General features: G+C 71.8%; 15 protein-coding genes. 7 read left to right on the top strand and 8 right to left on the bottom strand.

Translation table 11 applies throughout. The features are described 5' to 3' along the window. Window positions 1-82: 82 nt before the first annotated feature. On the top strand, window positions 83-2506 hold the full coding sequence (locus ABZ267_RS21910) for a PQQ-binding-like beta-propeller repeat protein (protein ID WP_356747586.1): 2424 nt from the start codon (window positions 83-85) through the stop codon (window positions 2504-2506). Between the two features lie 98 nt (window positions 2507-2604). Here the strand turns inward: ABZ267_RS21910 and ABZ267_RS21915 are convergent, their stop codons facing one another. Further along, the gene (locus tag ABZ267_RS21915) at window positions 2605-3267 is read right to left on the bottom strand and encodes a hypothetical protein (protein WP_356747588.1); all 663 of its coding nucleotides are present in this window, start codon (window positions 3265-3267) and stop codon (window positions 2605-2607) included. 240 nt (window positions 3268-3507) lie between these two features. On the opposite strand from ABZ267_RS21915, the gene ABZ267_RS21920 reads away from it, so the two are divergent. Then, entirely contained in the window at window positions 3508-4041 is a 534-nt protein-coding gene (locus ABZ267_RS21920; protein WP_356747590.1) for a hypothetical protein, read from the top strand. 33 nt (window positions 4042-4074) lie between these two features. On the opposite strand, the gene ABZ267_RS21925 is transcribed toward ABZ267_RS21920, so the two are convergent. From ABZ267_RS21925 to ABZ267_RS21935, 3 genes are read right to left on the bottom strand one after another with little or no spacing between them, the layout of a single operon-like run. Next, a complete protein-coding gene (locus ABZ267_RS21925; protein WP_356747592.1) occupies window positions 4075-4860 on the bottom strand; it encodes an enoyl-CoA hydratase/isomerase family protein in 786 nt (261 codons plus the stop codon). A 3-nt stretch (window positions 4861-4863) separates the two neighbouring features. After that, the gene (locus tag ABZ267_RS21930) at window positions 4864-5319 is read right to left on the bottom strand and encodes an OB-fold domain-containing protein (RefSeq protein WP_356747594.1); all 456 of its coding nucleotides are present in this window, start codon (window positions 5317-5319) and stop codon (window positions 4864-4866) included. A gap of 4 nt (window positions 5320-5323) precedes the next feature. Next, window positions 5324-6472, bottom strand: coding sequence for a lipid-transfer protein (locus tag ABZ267_RS21935; RefSeq protein ID WP_356747596.1), 1149 nt, complete (start codon window positions 6470-6472; stop codon window positions 5324-5326). A 100-nt stretch (window positions 6473-6572) separates the two neighbouring features. Here ABZ267_RS21935 and ABZ267_RS21940 point away from each other — a divergent pair, with 100 nt between their 5' ends. The 3 genes from ABZ267_RS21940 (at window position 6573) to ABZ267_RS21950 (ending at window position 8803) form a co-directional block, all read left to right on the top strand. Continuing rightward, window positions 6573-8129, top strand: coding sequence for a FadD3 family acyl-CoA ligase (locus tag ABZ267_RS21940; RefSeq protein ID WP_356747598.1), 1557 nt, complete (start codon window positions 6573-6575; stop codon window positions 8127-8129). A 150-nt stretch (window positions 8130-8279) separates the two neighbouring features. Further along, a complete protein-coding gene (locus ABZ267_RS21945; RefSeq protein ID WP_356363284.1) occupies window positions 8280-8408 on the top strand; it encodes a hypothetical protein in 129 nt (42 codons plus the stop codon). Next, entirely contained in the window at window positions 8408-8803 is a 396-nt protein-coding gene (locus tag ABZ267_RS21950) for a PIN domain-containing protein (RefSeq protein WP_356747600.1), read from the top strand. The genes ABZ267_RS21945 and ABZ267_RS21950 overlap by 1 nt, the downstream gene beginning before the upstream one ends. A gap of 148 nt (window positions 8804-8951) precedes the next feature. Here the strand turns inward: ABZ267_RS21950 and ABZ267_RS21955 are convergent, their stop codons facing one another. Both ABZ267_RS21955 and ABZ267_RS21960 read right to left on the bottom strand, forming a co-directional pair. Continuing rightward, window positions 8952-9122, bottom strand: a complete 171-nt coding sequence (locus tag ABZ267_RS21955; protein ID WP_356747602.1) for a hypothetical protein — start codon at window positions 9120-9122, stop codon at window positions 8952-8954. Between the two features lie 205 nt (window positions 9123-9327). After that, window positions 9328-12282: a BTAD domain-containing putative transcriptional regulator gene (locus ABZ267_RS21960; RefSeq protein ID WP_356747604.1), complete on the bottom strand. Its 2955-nt coding sequence runs from the start codon at window positions 12280-12282 to the stop codon at window positions 9328-9330. Window positions 12283-12604: 322 nt separating this feature from the next. On the opposite strand from ABZ267_RS21960, the gene ABZ267_RS21965 reads away from it, so the two are divergent. Beyond that, window positions 12605-13825, top strand: a complete 1221-nt coding sequence (locus ABZ267_RS21965; protein WP_356747606.1) for an amidohydrolase family protein — start codon at window positions 12605-12607, stop codon at window positions 13823-13825. A 45-nt stretch (window positions 13826-13870) separates the two neighbouring features. On the opposite strand, the gene ABZ267_RS21970 is transcribed toward ABZ267_RS21965, so the two are convergent. Continuing rightward, window positions 13871-14710: a MerR family transcriptional regulator gene (locus ABZ267_RS21970; protein WP_356747608.1), complete on the bottom strand. Its 840-nt coding sequence runs from the start codon at window positions 14708-14710 to the stop codon at window positions 13871-13873. Between the two features lie 154 nt (window positions 14711-14864). Continuing rightward, window positions 14865-15068: a cold-shock protein gene (locus ABZ267_RS21975; protein ID WP_003967102.1), complete on the bottom strand. Its 204-nt coding sequence runs from the start codon at window positions 15066-15068 to the stop codon at window positions 14865-14867. 331 nt (window positions 15069-15399) lie between these two features. On the opposite strand from ABZ267_RS21975, the gene ABZ267_RS21980 reads away from it, so the two are divergent. Next, window positions 15400-16293, top strand: coding sequence for a menaquinone biosynthesis protein (locus ABZ267_RS21980; RefSeq protein WP_356747610.1), 894 nt, complete (start codon window positions 15400-15402; stop codon window positions 16291-16293). The last annotated feature ends 196 nt before the right edge of the window (window positions 16294-16489 follow it).

A 16489-nucleotide genomic window follows, 5' to 3' on the forward strand; every position in this document is an offset into this window, starting at 1 on the left:
CGGAAATCGCACCGGGCGGTAACGGGCGGGTAATTCGCGGGCTTCGTTCCTGAGGTCCGTACGGGGAGGTGGCAGGCACGTGATGGAGCAGCTGACGCAGCACGACCCGAGACGGATCGGCCCGTTCGAGGTGCTGGGACGGCTCGGGGCCGGCGGCATGGGGCTGGTCTATCTCGCCCGCTCGGCGTCGGGCCGGCGGGTGGCGATCAAGACGGTACGGACCGAGCTCGCCGAGGACCAGCTCTTCCGGGTCCGCTTCACGCGCGAGGTCGAGGCGGCCCGCGCGGTCAGCGGCTTCTACACCGCCGCCGTGGTCGACGCCGACCCCCGTGCCGCCGTGCCGTGGCTGGCCACCGCCTATGTGCCCGCGCCCTCGCTCGAAGAGATCGTCAACGAGTGCGGCCCGATGCCGACCCAGGCCGTACGGTGGCTGGCCGCCGGGATCGCCGAGGCCCTCCAGTCCATCCACGGCGCCGGGCTGGTCCACCGCGACCTGAAGCCGTCCAACGTGCTCGTCGTCGAGGACGGCCCGCGCGTCATCGACTTCGGCATCGCGTCGGGCGTCTCCAACACCCGCCTGACCATGACGAACGTGGCCGTCGGCACGCCCGCCTACATGTCGCCCGAGCAGGCCCGCGACTCGCGCAGCGTCACCGGCGCCAGCGACATCTTCTCGCTCGGCTCCACCCTCGTCTTCGCCGCCACCGGCCACGCTCCGTACCACGGGGCCAACCCGGTCGAGACGGTGTTCATGCTGCTGCGCGAGGGACCCGACCTGGAAGGGCTGCCGGACGACCTGCGGCCGCTCATCGACTCCTGCATGCAGATGGACGCCTCCCGCCGGCCCAGCCCCGCCGACCTCCAGGCCCAGCTCGCGCCGCACCTCTTCGCCTCCGGCAGCGACGACAGCGGTACGGCGTCGGCCTGGCTGCCGACCCCGGCGACGGCCATGATCGAACGGCGCCGAGGAGGCGGCCGCACCGCACCGCCCGTGCCTTCCGCGCCTCCGCCGCGCCCTCCGCAGCCTCCACGCGCCCCGGACCGCGCTTCGGACCGGAGTCCGGACCGCGTTCCGGACCGTGGATCCGAGTGGCGCGGTGGGAACGACCTGCGCTCGCCGTCCCCGCTCTCCTCCTCGCCTCCGGCACCTGACAGCGGACCCGTCCACCTGCCCGGCGCCAAGGCGCCGATCGGTCCCGGGCCGAAGCCGGGAGAGGTCCGGGGCGCGGCCGCCGCGTATCCGGCGGCCGCGACGGGCTGGGTCCGTCCGCCCGCGGGCCTGAACGGCTCGGCCGCCGGTACGTCCACGGCGGCCACCGCACCCGTACCGGCTCCGGGACCCGCACCGGACGCCTCGCCCGCCGCGCCGGACCGGTGGCGGCCGTGGCGCTTCCGCATGTCCAACGACGTGTGGGGGACGCCGGTGGTCTCCGGTGACCTGCTGTACGTCACGTCCTTCGAGATCCACGCGCTGGACGTCGGCAACGGGCGCCGCCAGTTCAAGACCCGGGACGTGGCGTGGGCGATGGCGGTCGAGGGCGGCCGCATCCACGCCTCGGACGGCCCGTCGCTGTACGCGCTGGACGCGGCGTCCGGTGCCGAGCAGTGGCGGCTCCGGACCGACGCCTGGGTGTACGCGCTCAAGGCCGACCGGGGCACGGTGCTGACCGCGACCCGGGGCGGCGGGGTGCAGGGGTGGGAGGCGTCCAGCGGCGACAAGCTGTGGGAGATCACCGGGGTCCAGAGCGACTTCGAGACGGCGGAGGCCGCGCCGGTCATCCACGACGGCACGGTCTACGTCTGGCAGGACGCCCGACTCCGCGCGCTCGACGCCCGTACGGGCCTGGAGCGCTGGTCGTACCCGATCGGCGACGCGGCCTCCTGCGGCGGCGTCCCGGTCCGGGTGACGCCGGCGCCGGACGGCTACGTCTACATCGCGGCGGGCACGCGCGTGCTGGCCGTGGACACGGTCTCCGGCCGCGTGCGCTGGCACTTCGAGTCGCCGGCGGTCTTCCTCTCGCCGCCGGCCTTCGCGCCGGGACCGGCGGTGACCGGCGGCGGGGTCTACCTCGCGGACTACCTCGGCACGGTGTACGCGCTCGACGCGACGACCGGCAAGGACCGCTGGCGCATCGCCACGGAGGCCCGCGCCTCGCTCGAACCGGTGCTCGTCGCGGTCGGCAACGTCCACGTGGGCAGCGGCAGCGCGCTCTACACGCTGGACGCGGTCACCGGCACGCCGAAGTGGCGCTTCGCGGCGGGCGGCGACGTGGTGGGCTCGCCGGTCGTGGCGGACGGCCGCGTCCACTTCGGCTCGGCGGACCACGTGCTGTACACGCTGGACGCGGCGGGCGGCCAACTCCGCTGGAAGCTGGCGACAGGCGGCGAGATCACGGGCTCGCCGGTGGCGCAGGCGGGCGTGGTGTACGCGTGCAGCAAGGACCGGTGCGTGTACGCGCTGGACGCGCTGAAGGGCACGGGCACGGGAAACAGGGCCCGGACCTGAGCCGGACACCCCAGCACCTGAGCCGGACACCCCAGCACCTGAGCCGGACACCCCAGCCCGTCCGGCGTTTGAGGACGGAAGCCCCGACGAGGTGACCGTCACTGCTCCGGTGGCCGCCCAGGCGGGTGCACCGGATCCCTAGGATCCCCGGGCCCGGGCCACCGCCCCGGCACCTGCGGATACGACCGCGTACGGGGATCACGGGGATCGGGCCCCGTGTAAGGATCCACCTCCGGCTCCGGCCAAGGCGACGTGTTCGTCGACATCCCCGGCTCCTGCGTAGGCGGCCACATGTCCACCTGATCCGCCGGCGGCGCCTCGTACGGCTCGACCGGCCGACGCTCCCGCCGCCGACGGCCCTTCATCAACACCGCCCCGATCACCATCAGCACGCCACCCGCCAGAGCGTTCACCACCCCCACTCCCAGCCCCACCCCGTCCCCGCCCACCGTCAGCGACCCCGTCGCCTGTCCCTGGCGGACCATCCACAGGATCGTGAAGCCCAGCACCACCAGCCCCGCGAGCGCGACGACGAGCCGCGACCGCAGCAGCACGCCCAGAACCACCAGCACCGCCGCGCCCAGGAACGGCAGCAGCACCGACACCAGCACCCCCGACTCCGTGGCGGTGATGCCTCCGAACAGGTCCTCCACCTGGTACTCCCGCCCCGTCCGGCCCTCGTACCAGTCACGGAACGGGCTCAGCACGGCCGACGCCGCCCCGGCCAGGGCGACGAGTGAGCCGAGGATGTTGCGGATCATCGTCAGCCTCCAACGGCGTACGGCGAACACCCCCCGCACGGCCGACGCTACGCCGGGACGATCACCGCCGCCACGCGGACGCCACCGACCGCCATGAGGATGCCCCGCCCCGCGGATCATGACGTGACCGTGACAGGGTCATGACCTAGGCGTCGGCCCCGTCCGGCATGCTGTCGGACGGCAGCACGGGAAACGACGACACACGACAACACAAGGAACGACACAAGGGGGGCTGCATCCATGATGCGGCGACAGATGAAGCTCGCGGCGGTCCTGGTCGTGGTGGTGCTCGCGCTCACCGGATTCTCGACGTCCACCAGCGGCGGCAAGGGCAGCAAGAGCAAGGGCAGCAGCAGTTCGGGCGGCGGCTGCTCCAACTCCGAGAAGAGCAACAGCGGTTACCGCCACACCGACTACAGCGACGACGACTACGACGACAACTCCGGCTCCGGCTCGTCCGGTTCCACCTACGGAACCCCGACGCCCACCGCCACCGACGGCCCCGCCGTCCGCGTGATCCGCTGCGCCCAGCCCCGTAAGGGCAAGCGCAAGGCGGTCACCGCGTCCGTAATCGAGCTGCGGTCCAACGACAGCCGCAGTTACGCGTACGAGGTGGACGTGACGTTCTACGACGGCCGCGGGAACATCGTCGACACCGCCGAGACCACGACGACCCTCGACGCCGGTGACGTCCGCAACCTCACCGTACGGATGGAGAGCCCGCGCCGGGTCTCCGAGGTCAAGCGGTGCGAGGTAACGGCTCAACTGCTCTGAACGGAGAGGGAGCGGGCTCGGCGCCGTAAGACCTCACCGCACCCTCGGCGCCTCGCCTCCGCCCGCGTCCCGCCGTCCCGCGAACAGCTCCGCCTGCCGCTCCGGCCCCAGGTTCCCGAGCGCGATCAGCGCGGGTGCCTGGGCCATCGCCTGCGTACGCGCGGCCTCCTTCGCCGACCACACCGCCCGGACCGTGCCCTGCACCGCGTCCGTCGGGTATCCGGCGATCACCGCCGCCGTCCGCAGTGCCGCCGCCACCGCACCGCCGGGCTCCGTCACCTCGCTGACCAGACCGATCGCGTACGCCCGCTCGGCGCCGACCCGTTCCGCCGTACCCATCAGGGCCATCCGCGCCACTTCGCCGAACGGCATCCGCTGGGCCATCGCGATCGCCTCGTACGCCGAGACCATCCCGTACGTCGTGTGCGGGTCGAAGAAGGTCGCCTCGCGCGAGGCGATCACGAACTCCGCCTCGCCCAGCAGGTAGAACGCCCCGCCGCACGCCATCCCTTCCACGGCCGCGACCACCGGCTTCCACAGGTCGTTCGCCTTGGGTCCGATCCGCAGGAGAGGATCGTCGATGGCGTACGGAGAAGGAGGCTGCGGGACCTTGGTGTCCCGGTCGATCCCGGTGCAGAAGGCGCGGGTGCCGGCCCCGGTGAGGACCACGGCCCGTACCGACACGTCGTACCGCAACTCCCGCCACACCGAGCTCAGTCCGTCGGCCATCTGCAGGTCGATCGCGTTGAGCCTCGTAGGCCGGTCCAGGACCACGAGCGCGACCCCGCGCTCCGCGTCCCGCTCGATACGCAGCGCCACCGCTCACCGCTCCAGCAGCCAACGGACCAGCGTGGCACTGCCACTTGGCCCAGCCGGACAGAAGACCGCCCGCACCGGCGCACCGATCCGCAGCCGCGCCGGGTCCACCGAGTTCAGCGGCGCCTCGGCGGACGCGACGACGTTCCCGGCCAGCCGGATGTGCGGAGCCTCCACCAGCTCCACCACCACCGCGTTGTACGGCGCCTGTTCGGCGTAGGCGGGGAGCAGCGGCGGGTGCGGGATCACGTACGACCAGAGCCGGCCGCGCCCGCTCATCACCCGCCACTCGCTGTCGAAGGAGCCGCAGTGCGGGCAGCAGGGCCGGGGCGGGAAGCGGAGTTCGCCGCAGGCGGCGGAGGCGCAGGCCTGGACGCGCAGCTCGCCTCGGGCGGCGTACTGCCAGAAAGGCGCACCGTCCTCGTCGACCACGGGAAGCAGCAGGGAATCGTGCACGGCCATCTCCTCAACTCCTCAGCAGTACGGCGGAGGTCGGTACGCCTTCACCTGCCGTGACCAGGCAGGTCGCCGCGTCCGGCACCTGCGCGGTGGACGTCCCGCGCAGCTGTTTGACGCCCTCGGTGATGAGGTTGAACCCGTGGACGTACGCCTCGCTCAGCCCGCCGCCGCCGGTGTTGACCGGCAGCCGCCCACCGCTCTCCAGCGCACCGCCCTCCGTGAACGCGCCGCCCTCGCCGCGCCCGCAGAAGCCGTAGCCCTCCAAGGAGAGCGGGACGAGCGGCGTGAACGCGTCGTAGATCTGGGCCACATCGACGTCGTCCGGCCCGAAGTCGGCCTGTTTCCACAGCTGTCGGGCCGCTGTCCAGGCGGGACCGGTGAGCGGGTCGTCGTTCCAGTAGTTGACCATTCCGTGGTGCTGGGCGGGCAGGCCCTGGGCGACGGAGTGGAGGTAGACGGGCCGCTGCCGGCAGTCGCGGGCGCGCTCGGCGGAGACGATGACACACGCCAACGCACCGTCTGTCTCCAGGCAGTTGTCGAAGAGGCAGAGCGGCTCGCTGATCCAGCGGGAGGTCATGTACATCTCGCGGGTCAGCGGACGCTCGTACATGATCGCGGCCGGATTCTGGTTGGCCCGGTTGCGGCAGGCGAGGGCCACGTTGAAGAGGTGGTCACGCGTGGCTCCGTACTCGTGCATGTAGCGGCGGGCCAGCATGCCGATCTCGTCGGCGGGCCGCAGCAGTCCGTACGGTCTGGTCCACTGCGCGGGCGTCGGCAGCTGTACGGCGGTGTTCTTCCACGGCCGAGGGCCCGACCCGCGCTTCCGTGACCGCCAGGCGACACCGACGCTCGCCTGTCCGGTGGCGATGGCGCCGGCGAGATGGCCGAGCGTGGCACAGGAACCGCCACCTCCGTAGCCGACCTTGGAGAAGAAGGTGACATCGCCGGCGCCGATCGCCTTGGCGACCTCCACCTCGTCGGTCTCCTCCATCGTGTACGAGGCGAAGCCGTCGACCTCCGACGGTGCGATGCCCGCGTCGTCCAGGGCCGCCAGGATCGCCCGGCAGGCGAGCGTCTTCTCGGACTCCGGGAGCCGTTTCGCGAAGCCCGTCTGTCCGATCCCGGCTATCGCCGTCGCGTCCTTGAGCGTCGCCATCCGCCAACCTCCCGCACTCCCGCGCCTGCTGACAGCGGCAGAGGCTACCGCTAATCTGACGGATAGTCAGCTGGTGCGGCGGCGGGAAGGCGGGCGCGTGATGCGGGGCGACGAGGAGTGGGGCTCCATCGCGGGGCTGGTACGGGAGGCGGCGCGGCGGTTCGGACCGGCGGAGGCGGTGGTCGAGGGCCGCACCCGCCTCACGTACGCCGGACTCGGCGCCCGGGTGGAGCGCGCGGCGGCCGCGTGCCTGGCCGCCGGCGTGGAGCCGGGCGACCGGGTCGCGATCTGGGCGCCGAACACGCTGGACTGGATCGTCTCCGGGCTCGGCGCGGTGAGCGCGGGCGCGGTGCTGGTCCCGCTGAACACCCGGTTCAAGGGCACGGAGGCGGCGCACATCCTGCGCCGCAGCCGGGCCAGGCTGCTCTTCGTCACCGGCACCTTCCTGGGCACCTCCTACGTGGCGTCGCTGCGCCGGGCCGAGGTCGAACTGCCGGACCTGGAGCGGGTGGTGGTGCTGGCGGACGCGGCTCCGGAGGACTACACGAGCTGGCCGGAGTTCCTGGCGGCGGGCGAGGACGTACCGGCGTCCACCGTACGGGAACGGGCCGACGCCATCCGTCCCTCGGACCCCTCCGACATCATCTACACCTCGGGCACCACGGGTGCGCCGAAGGGTGCGGTGATCACGCATGCGCAGACGCTCCGCGCGTACGCGATCTGGAGCGAGCTGGCGGGCCTGCGCGAAGGCGACCGCTACCTGATCGTGAATCCGTTCTTCCACACTTTCGGCTACAAGGCCGGGATCATCGCCTGCCTGATGCGCGGGGCCACGATGGTTCCGCAGCCGGTCTTCAGCGTGGACACGGTGCTGGCGAACATCGCGGCGGAACGTATCTCCGTCCTGCCCGGACCGCCGACCCTCCACCAGTCCCTCCTGGACCACCCGGCCCGCGACGCCCACGACCTGACAGCCCTGCGCCTGGTGGTCACGGGCGCGGCCGTCGTCCCGCTCCGGCTGGTGGAGCGCCTGCGCGGCGAGCTGCACATCGCCACGGTCCTCACGGCGTACGGCCTCTCCGAGGCGAGCGGCATCGTCACCATGTGCCGCCGAGGCGATCCGGCGGAGACCGTGGCCACCACGTCCGGCCGCGCGATCCCCGGCACCGAGGTCCGCGTCCTGGCCGGTCCCGGAGAGCCCGGCGAGATCCAGCTCCGCGGCTTCAACGTGATGACCGGCTACTTCGAGGACCCGGAGACCACGGCCGCCACCATCACCGCGGACGGCTGGCTCCGCACCGGCGACGTGGGCGTCCTGGACGAGGCGGGCAACCTGCGGATCACGGACCGGATCAAGGACATGTTCATCGTGGGCGGCTTCAACGCCTACCCGGCCGAGATCGAACAGCTCCTCGGCCTCCACCCGGACATCGCCGACGTGGCGGTCGTCGGCGTCCCGGACCCGCGCCTCGGCGAGGTCGGCAAGGCGTACGCGGTCCGCCGCCGCGGCGCCACGGTGACGGCGGACGACCTGATCGCCTGGTCCCGCCGCGAGATGGCGAACTTCAAGGTGCCGAGGACGGTGGAGTTCGTCCCGGAACTCCCGCGCAACGCGAGCGGCAAGGTGGTGAAGGGGGAGCTGCGGGGGAGTGGGTAGCGCATCTCCGTTCGACTTCACCGGATGGGATGAACGGGCCGAGGGCGACACCGTGAACCGGAGGTCGGCCCGGGGGCCTTCAGCGCGTATGTCACGCGGGCCATAGAGCGTCAGCGCGAGCATGACCGGCTGGGGGAGCTGGTGGCGTGGATGCAGACGGAGCGCGGCCCGCTCACCGAGGAGGAGCAGGATGCGGCCACCGCCGAGATGCGGGACATCGAGCGGTGGTTCGAGGAGCGGGAAACCGACGGACACGGTGAAGAGGCGGCAGCTGCCTGATGAAGGACATCTGCTTCATCCTGGACTCGGTGGCGCTGTCCAGGGTTGCTCTGCGTGACCGTACGATGACAGCCATCCTGACGAAGGCGCACCAGGCGGGCAACCGGGTGATGACGAGCCCCACGACCCTCGTGGAGGCGTACCACGGCAAGGTCCGTCCGGCGGAGTGGAACTGGGCCATGTCCCGCCTCGTCGTCGAGCCGGTCACCAGGGAGCTCGCGGACGAGGCGATCCGGCTCCTGCTGGACACGGGCCTCCACGGCCACAAGTACGCCATCGACGCGGTGCTGGCGGTGCTGGCGAACCGGCAGCGCGGCCGGACGGTCGTCTTCACCTCCGACGCCGACGACCTGAGCAAGCTGTGCGCGCCCCGGGTGCAGGTCCGGGCCTTGTAACCCGTCCACCGCACACACCCGAGGGGCCCGAGCCCATCCCCAGGCTCGGGCCCCTCTGCGTACGACGGCCGCGACGGCTCCCCCTCCGCGCCACCGCGGCCGCTCCCCCGTACGTACCCCCGGTACCCCCGTACCCCGTCGGAAAGGTCTACTTCTTCGGCTTCAGCGGCTCGCTCGTGGCGTGCTGGTCGCCCTGGATGGTCGCGCCCGTGGGCTCGCCCGTCGCGTGCTGGTCGCCCTGGATGGTCGCGCCGGCCGGCTCGCCCGTGGCGTGCTGGTCGCCGAGCTTGGAGAGCTGGTCCTTCTGGGTGTCGGCCATGGCGGTCAACTCCTTCTCTTCGTACGTGCGCAGTGGGTTGACGAGGCTCGTCCGGCTGTTCCCCCGTGGACTGCCGGACGAGCCTCTCAGGGCCGCTCACCCTAGTGGTGCGGCCGATGTCGCCCCCGTCTGCCCCCCGACGCGACGGATCGACAGCGCTGAGCATGCCTGGGCGCGATAAACGAACGATGAACGCGTCCGTTTCTCAGGACGCCGTCGTCGTCAGCAGCGACCTGACCTGGGCCGCTTCCGTCGAGCCGAGGGTGTCGTAGATGTCCAGTGCCTCGTTCCAGCAGACCTGGGCGCGGCGGGTCTGGCCTATGCCGGCCAAAGCGCGTCCCAGCACGGTCAGGACGTTGCCCCGCCGCCAGTCGCCGCCGATGCCGCGCAGCACGGTCAGAGCCGACTCGGCGTACTGGGCGGCCCTTGCGGGATGGCCGGAGGCGATCTCGACCTCGGCCAGCCGGAACAGGGCCATCCCTTCCCACAGCCGCTGCCGGCTGTCCCGGAATATCTCCAGCGCCTCGGTCAGCTTGTCGGTGGCCGCGGTGAACTCGCCGTTCTGGGTCAGGGCCATGCCGAGGGCGTAGCGGCCGTTGGCGCCGCGCAGGGCGTGGCCGAGCGAGTCGTAGATGTCGATGCCGGACCGGGCCAGCGCGATGGCGCTGCCGGTGCGGGCCGTGGCGAGGTGGATGCGGGAGAGGTTGCACAGCGCGCTCGCCTCTCCTGGGAGGTTCCCGTCGCTGCGGAACGCCTCGATCGCCTGGTTCAGGAAGGCCTCGCCGTCCTCATGGCGGTTGTGGTAAAGCGCGATGATCCCGCGGGCGTTGGCCGCCCAGCTGCCCGCCAGCAGGTCCTGGGCGGTCTCGGCCAGCTGCATCGCCTCCGCGGCCTCCCGCTCCGCCTGGTCGAACCGGCCGGCCAGCTGATGAGCGTTGGCCAGCGACATGACGGCGCGGCTCTCCGACCGAGGGTCACCGCACCCTCTGGCCGCCTCGCGCACCGTCACGGCCGCCGCCTCGTACTGCTTGGCGTTCGCCCCCGACTCGCCGAGGTCCAGCGCGGCGTACAGCAGGTCCACCGCGCGCCGCAGCGTGGCCGGCCGGGCCACCTGACGTACGCAGGCGAGCAGGTTCGTCGCCTCCGTGTACAGCCAGTCCAGCGCCGCGTGCCGGTCGCCGAAGGTGAGGCCCGGGTGGTCAGTCTCCTCGAGGTGGTCCACCAGCCGGTCGCCAGGCCGCTCCAGCGCGTACACCCCCGCCGCCGTGGCCAGGTAGAAGTCCAGCAGCCGCGAGAGCGCCAGCTCCCGCTCCACCGGTGGCTGCTCGTCGCGCTCGGCGCACGCACGCGCGTAGAGGCGTACGAGGTCGTGGTAGCGGTAGCGGCCCGGTGCGGCCGACTCCAGGAGGGAGGTGTCGACCAGCGCCTCCAGCAGGTCCTCCGCCGTGTGCGGCTCCAGGTTGAGCAGCGCGGCCGCGGCGGCCAGCGAGATGTCCGGGCCGTCGGCGAGGCCGAGCAGGCGGAAGGCGCGGGCCTGGGCCGGTTCCAGCTGGCCGTAGCCGAGTTCGAAGGTGGCCTTGACCGCGAGGTCGCCCGCCTGGAGCTCGTCCAGCCGGCGGCGTTCGTCGGCCAGCTTGGCGGCGAGGACGGAGACCGTCCAGGTGCGGCGGGCGGCCAGGCGGGAGGCGGCGATGCGGATGGCCAGCGGCAGGAACCCGCAGGCGGCCACCACGTCCAGCGCCGCCTCCCGCTCCGCGCCGACCCGCTCCGCGCCGACGATCCGGGTGAAGAGCTGGAGCGCCTCGTCCGGCGACATCACGTCCAGGTCCACCAGATGCGCCCCGGCCAGGTCGACCATCCGCACCCGGCTCGTCACCAGCGCCGCGCACCCCGGCGTCCCGGGCAGCAGCGGGCGGATCTGGGCGGCGTCGTGCGCGTTGTCCAGGAGGACCAGGACCCGGCGGCCGTCCAGCGTCGAGCGGAAGAGCGCGGCCCGCTCGTCCAGCGTGTCCGGGATCGCCGAGTCCGCCGTGCCGAGGGCCCGCAGGAACGAGCCGAGCACCGTCTCCGGCTCCGCCGCCCGCGCGCCCGCACCTTGGAGGTCGACGTAGAGCTGGCCGTCCGGGAAATGCGGACGCGCCTGGTGCGCCACGTGGACGGCGAGCGTCGTCTTGCCGACACCGCCGATCCCGGCCAGCGCGGAGACCGCCATCACCGACCCCTCGGTGCTGGCGAGCTGGGCTCCGAGATCCCGTACGAAGGAGTCCCGGCCGGTGAAGTCCGGCACGGTCGCCGGAAGTTGCGCGGGCCTCAACGGCGCGTGCGCCGGAGCCGGTTCGTCCGCCGGGCGGGCCAGCTCCTCGTCGGCCCGCAGGATGCGCTGCTGGAGCTGGGCCAGTTCGGGCCGCGGGTCCACGCCCAGCTCCTCGGACAGGAGCCGCCGGGTGTCCGCGTACACGGCCAGCGCCTCCGCCTGCCGGCCGCTGCGGTACAGCGCCACCATCAGCAGCTCGCGCAGGCGTTCGCGCAGCGGGTGGGCCGCGGTGAGCGCGGTCAGCTCGGAGACGGCCTCCGCGTGGCTGCCCACCTCCAGGTCCAGATCGAGCCGCGCCTCGGTGAGCTGGAGGCGCCACTCCTCCAGCCGGGTGCGCTGGTTCTCCGCGTACGGCCCCGGCACCGAGGCCAGCGCCTCGCCGTCCCACAGGCCCAGCACCTTGTTGATCAGCGTGCGGGCCTGGAGCCGGTTCCCGCCGGCGCGCGCCTTCTCCGCCTCGACCGCCAGATCCTGCGCCAGCGTGAGGTCGAGCGCGCCGCGCCCGATCCGGAGCGCGTACCCGCCGGACTCGCTCACCAGCGTCTCCTGGCCCAGGATCTTGCGGAGCCGCGAGGCGTACGTACGGATGGTGGCCAGCGCCTGCGACGGCGGGTCCTCGCCCCAGAACGCGTCGATCAGCTCGCCCGCCGTGGCCGTCCGGCCCTCGCGCAGGAGCAGGGCGGCGAGCAGCGCGCGCTGCTGCGGTGAGCCGGACGGCAGCGCGTCGGACCCGCGCCATGCCCGTACGGGACCCAGGACGGTGAACCTGAGGGAGTCGGCGGCCCCCGGTTCCTCCGGAGCGCGCTGCTCCGGTACGCGCACGCGTGGCCCGTGGTCACGGTCCATTGATGCCCCCTGTCCTGCTCGCCTGCCGGCCCGCCTCGTCAGCGGGTCCTGCCGGTGGTGCCCGTCTCCGGATGTCCCGCCCGTTCCCGCGCGTCCGTCGGCCTGCGCGTCGGTCCGCCCGCGAGTCCGTCGACGTGCGGTGTACATCCGGATTGCTCGGTACCGCTGGTATCGCGCTCAACAGTCTGCCTTGTCGCGGGCGGGCGCGTCAGCAGTGGGTGACGCTCTGCACAAGCCCTCGACAACGATTCGGGAACCGTGGCCCCGTCCCATCCGTGCACGCTAGCTGACGGTTCGTCAGATGGGCGCTACCGTGGAACGCATGGAGACCTTCCCGAAGATCATCTCGGTGGACGACCACACGGTGGAGCCCGCTCATGTCTGGCGGGACCGGCTCCCGTCCAAGTACGCGGACTCCGGGCCGCGCATCGTCCGCGCGCCGCTGAAGGAAATGACCTTCATGGGCGGCAAGTTCGCGCCGGTGATGGGCGCCAAGGGCGACGACGGGCCGGTCGGTGACTGGTGGGTCTACGAGGACCTGCACCGGCCGCTCACCCGCCTGGACACCGCCGTCGGCTACGCCAGGGACGAGATCAAGCTGGAGATCATCACCTACGAGCAGATGCGTCCCGGCTCCTTCTCGGTGCCGGACCGGCTCGCCGACATGGACGTCAACCACGTCCAGTCCGCGCTCTGCTTCCCGACCTTCCCGCGCTTCTGCGGCCAGACGTTCACCGAGGCGAGCGACCGCGAGCTGGGGCTGCTCGGAGTGCGCGCGTACAACGACTGGATGGTGGAGGAGTGGTGCGGCCCCGAGGCGCACGGCCGCCTCATCCCGCTCACTCTCGTCCCGCTCTGGGACGCGGAGCTGGCCGCCGTCGAGGTCCGGCGCAACGCGGCGCGGGGCGTGCGCGCGGTGGCGTTCTCCGAGATACCTCCTCATCTCGGGCTTCCGTCCATACATACGGACGAGTGGGATCCGTTCCTCGCCGCCTGCGACGAGACCGGGACCGTCATCGCCATGCACATCGGCTCCTCGTCGAAGATGCCGTCCACCTCCGCCGACGCGCCGCCGGCCGTCGGCTCCACGATCACCTTCGCCAACTGCTGCTTCTCGATGGTCGACTGGCTGATGAGCGGCAAGTTCGAGCGCTTCCCGAACCTCAAGATCATGTACGCGGAGGGCCAGATCGGCTGGATCCCGTACATCCTGGAGCGCGCCGACGTCGTCTGGGAGGAGAACCGCGCCTGGGGCGGCGTCGCGGACAAGGTCCACCGCCCGCCGTCCGAACTGTTCGCGGACCACGTCTACGGCTGCTTCTTCGACGACGCCTTCGGCCTGCGGAACCTGGACGCGATCGGCGTAGGCAACGTCCTGTACGAGACGGACTACCCGCACTCCGACTCCACCTGGCCCAAGTCCCGCGAGGTCGGCGAGGCACAGATGGGCCACCTCGCGCCGGACGTCGTGGACCGGATCGTGCGCGGCAACGCGATCGACCTGCTGGGACTGACGGAGGACGGGCTCTGGGCGGGGCCGTAGCGGCGTCGGTACGGGGAGGGGCGCTCCTCCCCGTACCGACGAGCGTCAGGCCTTCGCCACCGGCTCCTGCAACTCCGTCACCCACCGGCTCCGGTCCGCCGGGCACTCCAGGTTGACCTCGCGGGCGTATCCCGTGGAGCGGTAGCCGTTCGCGTCCAGCCACCGGGCCAGGGTCTGCGCGGCCGGCAGCACGTCGTCCATCGCGCCACGGTGCACGATGGTCGCCGCCTCGAACGCGGGCAGCTCCACGACCCGTACGCCGGTCTCACCGACCGGCCCCACCGGCGCCGACACCGTCACTCCGGCGTGCACGACGATCGCGCCACCGCCTTCGGGAGAGCCGTGCGGGGCATCCTCGTACCAGGCGATCCCGGGGCCGGTCGGCCGGACGCCGGCGGCCTCCAGGAGCGGGAAGAGCTCCTCGTACAGCGGCCCGATCACCGGCCCGATGTCCTGCGGCTCGTAGCTCGCGGCCGTCCCGGTCAGCTCGGCCACCCGGACCGCGGGAACGGTCTTAATCACGACGTCGTCAGCAGGCATGTGCCCCTCGCTCTCGATCGACCGGAGCCGCGCCTCGACCTGGGCAAGCCGCGCGGTCGCGACCGCCACCGCCTCCGCCAGCTCCGCCCGGCGCAGCCGCAGCATCCCGCGCAGCTCCTCCGGTCCCACCCGCTCGTCCAGGACGGCCCGCACCTGCTGGAGCGTGAAGCCGAGATCCTTGAGCGCGATGATCCGGTTGAGCCGCGCCAGCTGGGCGGCGCCGTAGAAGCGGTAGCCGGTGGCGGGGTCGGTACGGTCCGGGCGCAGCAGCCCGATGGCGTCGTAGTGACGCAGCATCCGGCGCGACACCCGCCCGTACCTGGCGAAGTCTCCGATGGTGAACATGATGGCTCCCACTGCACGCCTTCACACGAGGTGAAGGTCAAGCGCCGCCGGTGCGGAGGGGTAGACAGGCAGGAGCCCCGTTCCTCCGCCGAAGCGGGGGAGCGGGGCTCCTTGGGTACTGCTATGTACGGCCGCGATCGGCCGACCCGGGCAACTAGGCCGGGGTGACGTTCTCAGCCTGCGGACCCTTGGGTCCCTGAGTGACGTCGAAGTTCACGACCTGGTTCTCCTCGAGGGAGCGGAACCCGGACGCGTTGATCGCGGAGTAGTGAACGAAGACATCCGGGCCGCCGCCGTCCTGGGCGATGAAGCCGAAGCCCTTTTCAGCGTTGAACCACTTGACGGTTCCGGTAGCCATAAGCCCTCCTTGGGCCAAAGGGTTGCCCTGCTCCAGAACCTGCAAACAAGTCTGAAAACTACAAAAGCCTGCGGGTTACATGCTCCGCAGGCTCTGTACTGCAAGGGAAACCAAACTGCAACTTGCGGGCGAGCCTAGCACGCAGTCTCCGGAGAGCGGTAGAGGGAAAGATCACTTCACCCGAACGTTTGATTGACCCGTCGAGCGGCATCGGAACCCTCGGTCCCGGCCCCTCGGAGGCACCCCGGCGGTACGCCCCAAGGCGCCCCACCCGTCCGTCCGGAGGCGCCCCGGTGGTGCTCGCCGCCGACGGCGGGTCTAGCCTCGCGATGTGGACAATTCAACCGTCTCAGCCAGCGAAGCCTCAGCCAGTGAGGGCGACGACCGTCGTAGCCGGCCGCGCGTCGGCCACATCCAGTTCCTGAACTGCCTGCCGCTCTACTGGGGTCTGGCGCGTACGGGAACCCTGCTCGACCTGGAGCTCTCCAAGGACACCCCGGAGCGGCTCAGCGAGCAGCTGGTCCGCGGTGATCTGGACATCGGGCCGGTCACCCTCGTGGAGTACCTGCGCAACGCCGACGACCTGGTGGCCTTCCCGGACATCGCGGTCGGCTGCGACGGGCCGGTCATGTCCTGCGTGATCGTCTCGCAGCTCCCGCTGGAGCAGCTCGACCGGGCCCGGGTCGCGCTCGGCTCCACCTCGCGCACCTCCGTACGCCTGGCGCAGCTGCTGCTCGCCGAGCGCTACGGGGTCCGGCCCGACTACTACACCTGCCCGCCCGACCTCGGGCTGATGATGCAGGAGGCGGACGCGGCCGTCCTGATCGGCGACGCGGCCCTGCGCGCCAACCTGCACGACGCTCCGCGCCTCGGGCTCCAGGTCCACGACCTGGGCCAGATGTGGAAGGAGTGGACGGGCCTGCCGTTCGTCTTCGCCGTCTGGGCGGCCCGCAAGGACTTCCTGGCCGCGCACCCCGAGACGGCGGCCAAGGTCCACCAGGCGTTCCTCGCCTCCCGGGACCTCTCGCTGGAGGAGGTCACCAAGGTCGCGGAGCAGGCGGCCCGCTGGGAGGCCTTCGACGCGGAGGTGCTGGAGCGGTACTTCACGACCCTGGACTTCCGCTTCGGGCCGGACCAGCTGGCCGGCGTCCGCGAGTTCGCCCGTCGGACCGGCGCGGACACCGGGTACCCGGCGGATGTACGGGTGGAGCTGCTCGGCGGCTGAGTCGTTGAATGGTTGAATTTCTTTTACGGTTCACGGTCCGGTTCCGGTCCGGTTAGCGGTCCGCTTCCGTACCGGAATTGAGGCGCGGCCGAACAACGCATTTGCGCCTTTCCCCGGGGCGAAATCATCCCCTCCTGCCCGGAGAAGGGGGAATGGTCCGGCCGTTTCCCGGTGACCGCGCCGGTGGCGCCGCCTA

It is taken from the genome of Streptomyces sp. NPDC006174, from assembly GCF_040614075.1.
GTDB lineage: Bacteria > Actinomycetota > Actinomycetes > Streptomycetales > Streptomycetaceae > Streptomyces.

What these genes read in the sequence shown, in the direction of transcription:
- ABZ267_RS21945 (WP_356363284.1), top strand. Translation starts at nt 8,280, where the DNA reads ATGCAGACGGAGCGCGGCCCGCTCACCGAGGAGGAGCAGGATGCGGCC.
- ABZ267_RS21920 (WP_356747590.1), top strand. Translation starts at nt 3,508, where the DNA reads ATGATGCGGCGACAGATGAAGCTCGCGGCGGTCCTGGTCGTGGTGGTG.
- ABZ267_RS21970 (WP_356747608.1), bottom strand. Translation starts at nt 14,710, where the DNA reads ATGTTCACCATCGGAGACTTCGCCAGGTACGGGCGGGTGTCGCGCCGG.
- ABZ267_RS21960 (WP_356747604.1), bottom strand. Translation starts at nt 12,282, where the DNA reads ATGGACCGTGACCACGGGCCACGCGTGCGCGTACCGGAGCAGCGCGCT.
- ABZ267_RS21915 (WP_356747588.1), bottom strand. Translation starts at nt 3,267, where the DNA reads ATGATCCGCAACATCCTCGGCTCACTCGTCGCCCTGGCCGGGGCGGCG.
- ABZ267_RS21935 (WP_356747596.1), bottom strand. Translation starts at nt 6,472, where the DNA reads ATGGCGACGCTCAAGGACGCGACGGCGATAGCCGGGATCGGACAGACG.
- ABZ267_RS21955 (WP_356747602.1), bottom strand. Translation starts at nt 9,122, where the DNA reads ATGGCCGACACCCAGAAGGACCAGCTCTCCAAGCTCGGCGACCAGCAC.
- ABZ267_RS21940 (WP_356747598.1), top strand. Translation starts at nt 6,573, where the DNA reads ATGCGGGGCGACGAGGAGTGGGGCTCCATCGCGGGGCTGGTACGGGAG.
- ABZ267_RS21975 (WP_003967102.1), bottom strand. Translation starts at nt 15,068, where the DNA reads ATGGCTACCGGAACCGTCAAGTGGTTCAACGCTGAAAAGGGCTTCGGC.
- ABZ267_RS21965 (WP_356747606.1), top strand. Translation starts at nt 12,605, where the DNA reads ATGGAGACCTTCCCGAAGATCATCTCGGTGGACGACCACACGGTGGAG.
- ABZ267_RS21950 (WP_356747600.1), top strand. Translation starts at nt 8,408, where the DNA reads ATGAAGGACATCTGCTTCATCCTGGACTCGGTGGCGCTGTCCAGGGTT.
- ABZ267_RS21910 (WP_356747586.1), top strand. Translation starts at nt 83, where the DNA reads ATGGAGCAGCTGACGCAGCACGACCCGAGACGGATCGGCCCGTTCGAG.
- ABZ267_RS21930 (WP_356747594.1), bottom strand. Translation starts at nt 5,319, where the DNA reads ATGGCCGTGCACGATTCCCTGCTGCTTCCCGTGGTCGACGAGGACGGT.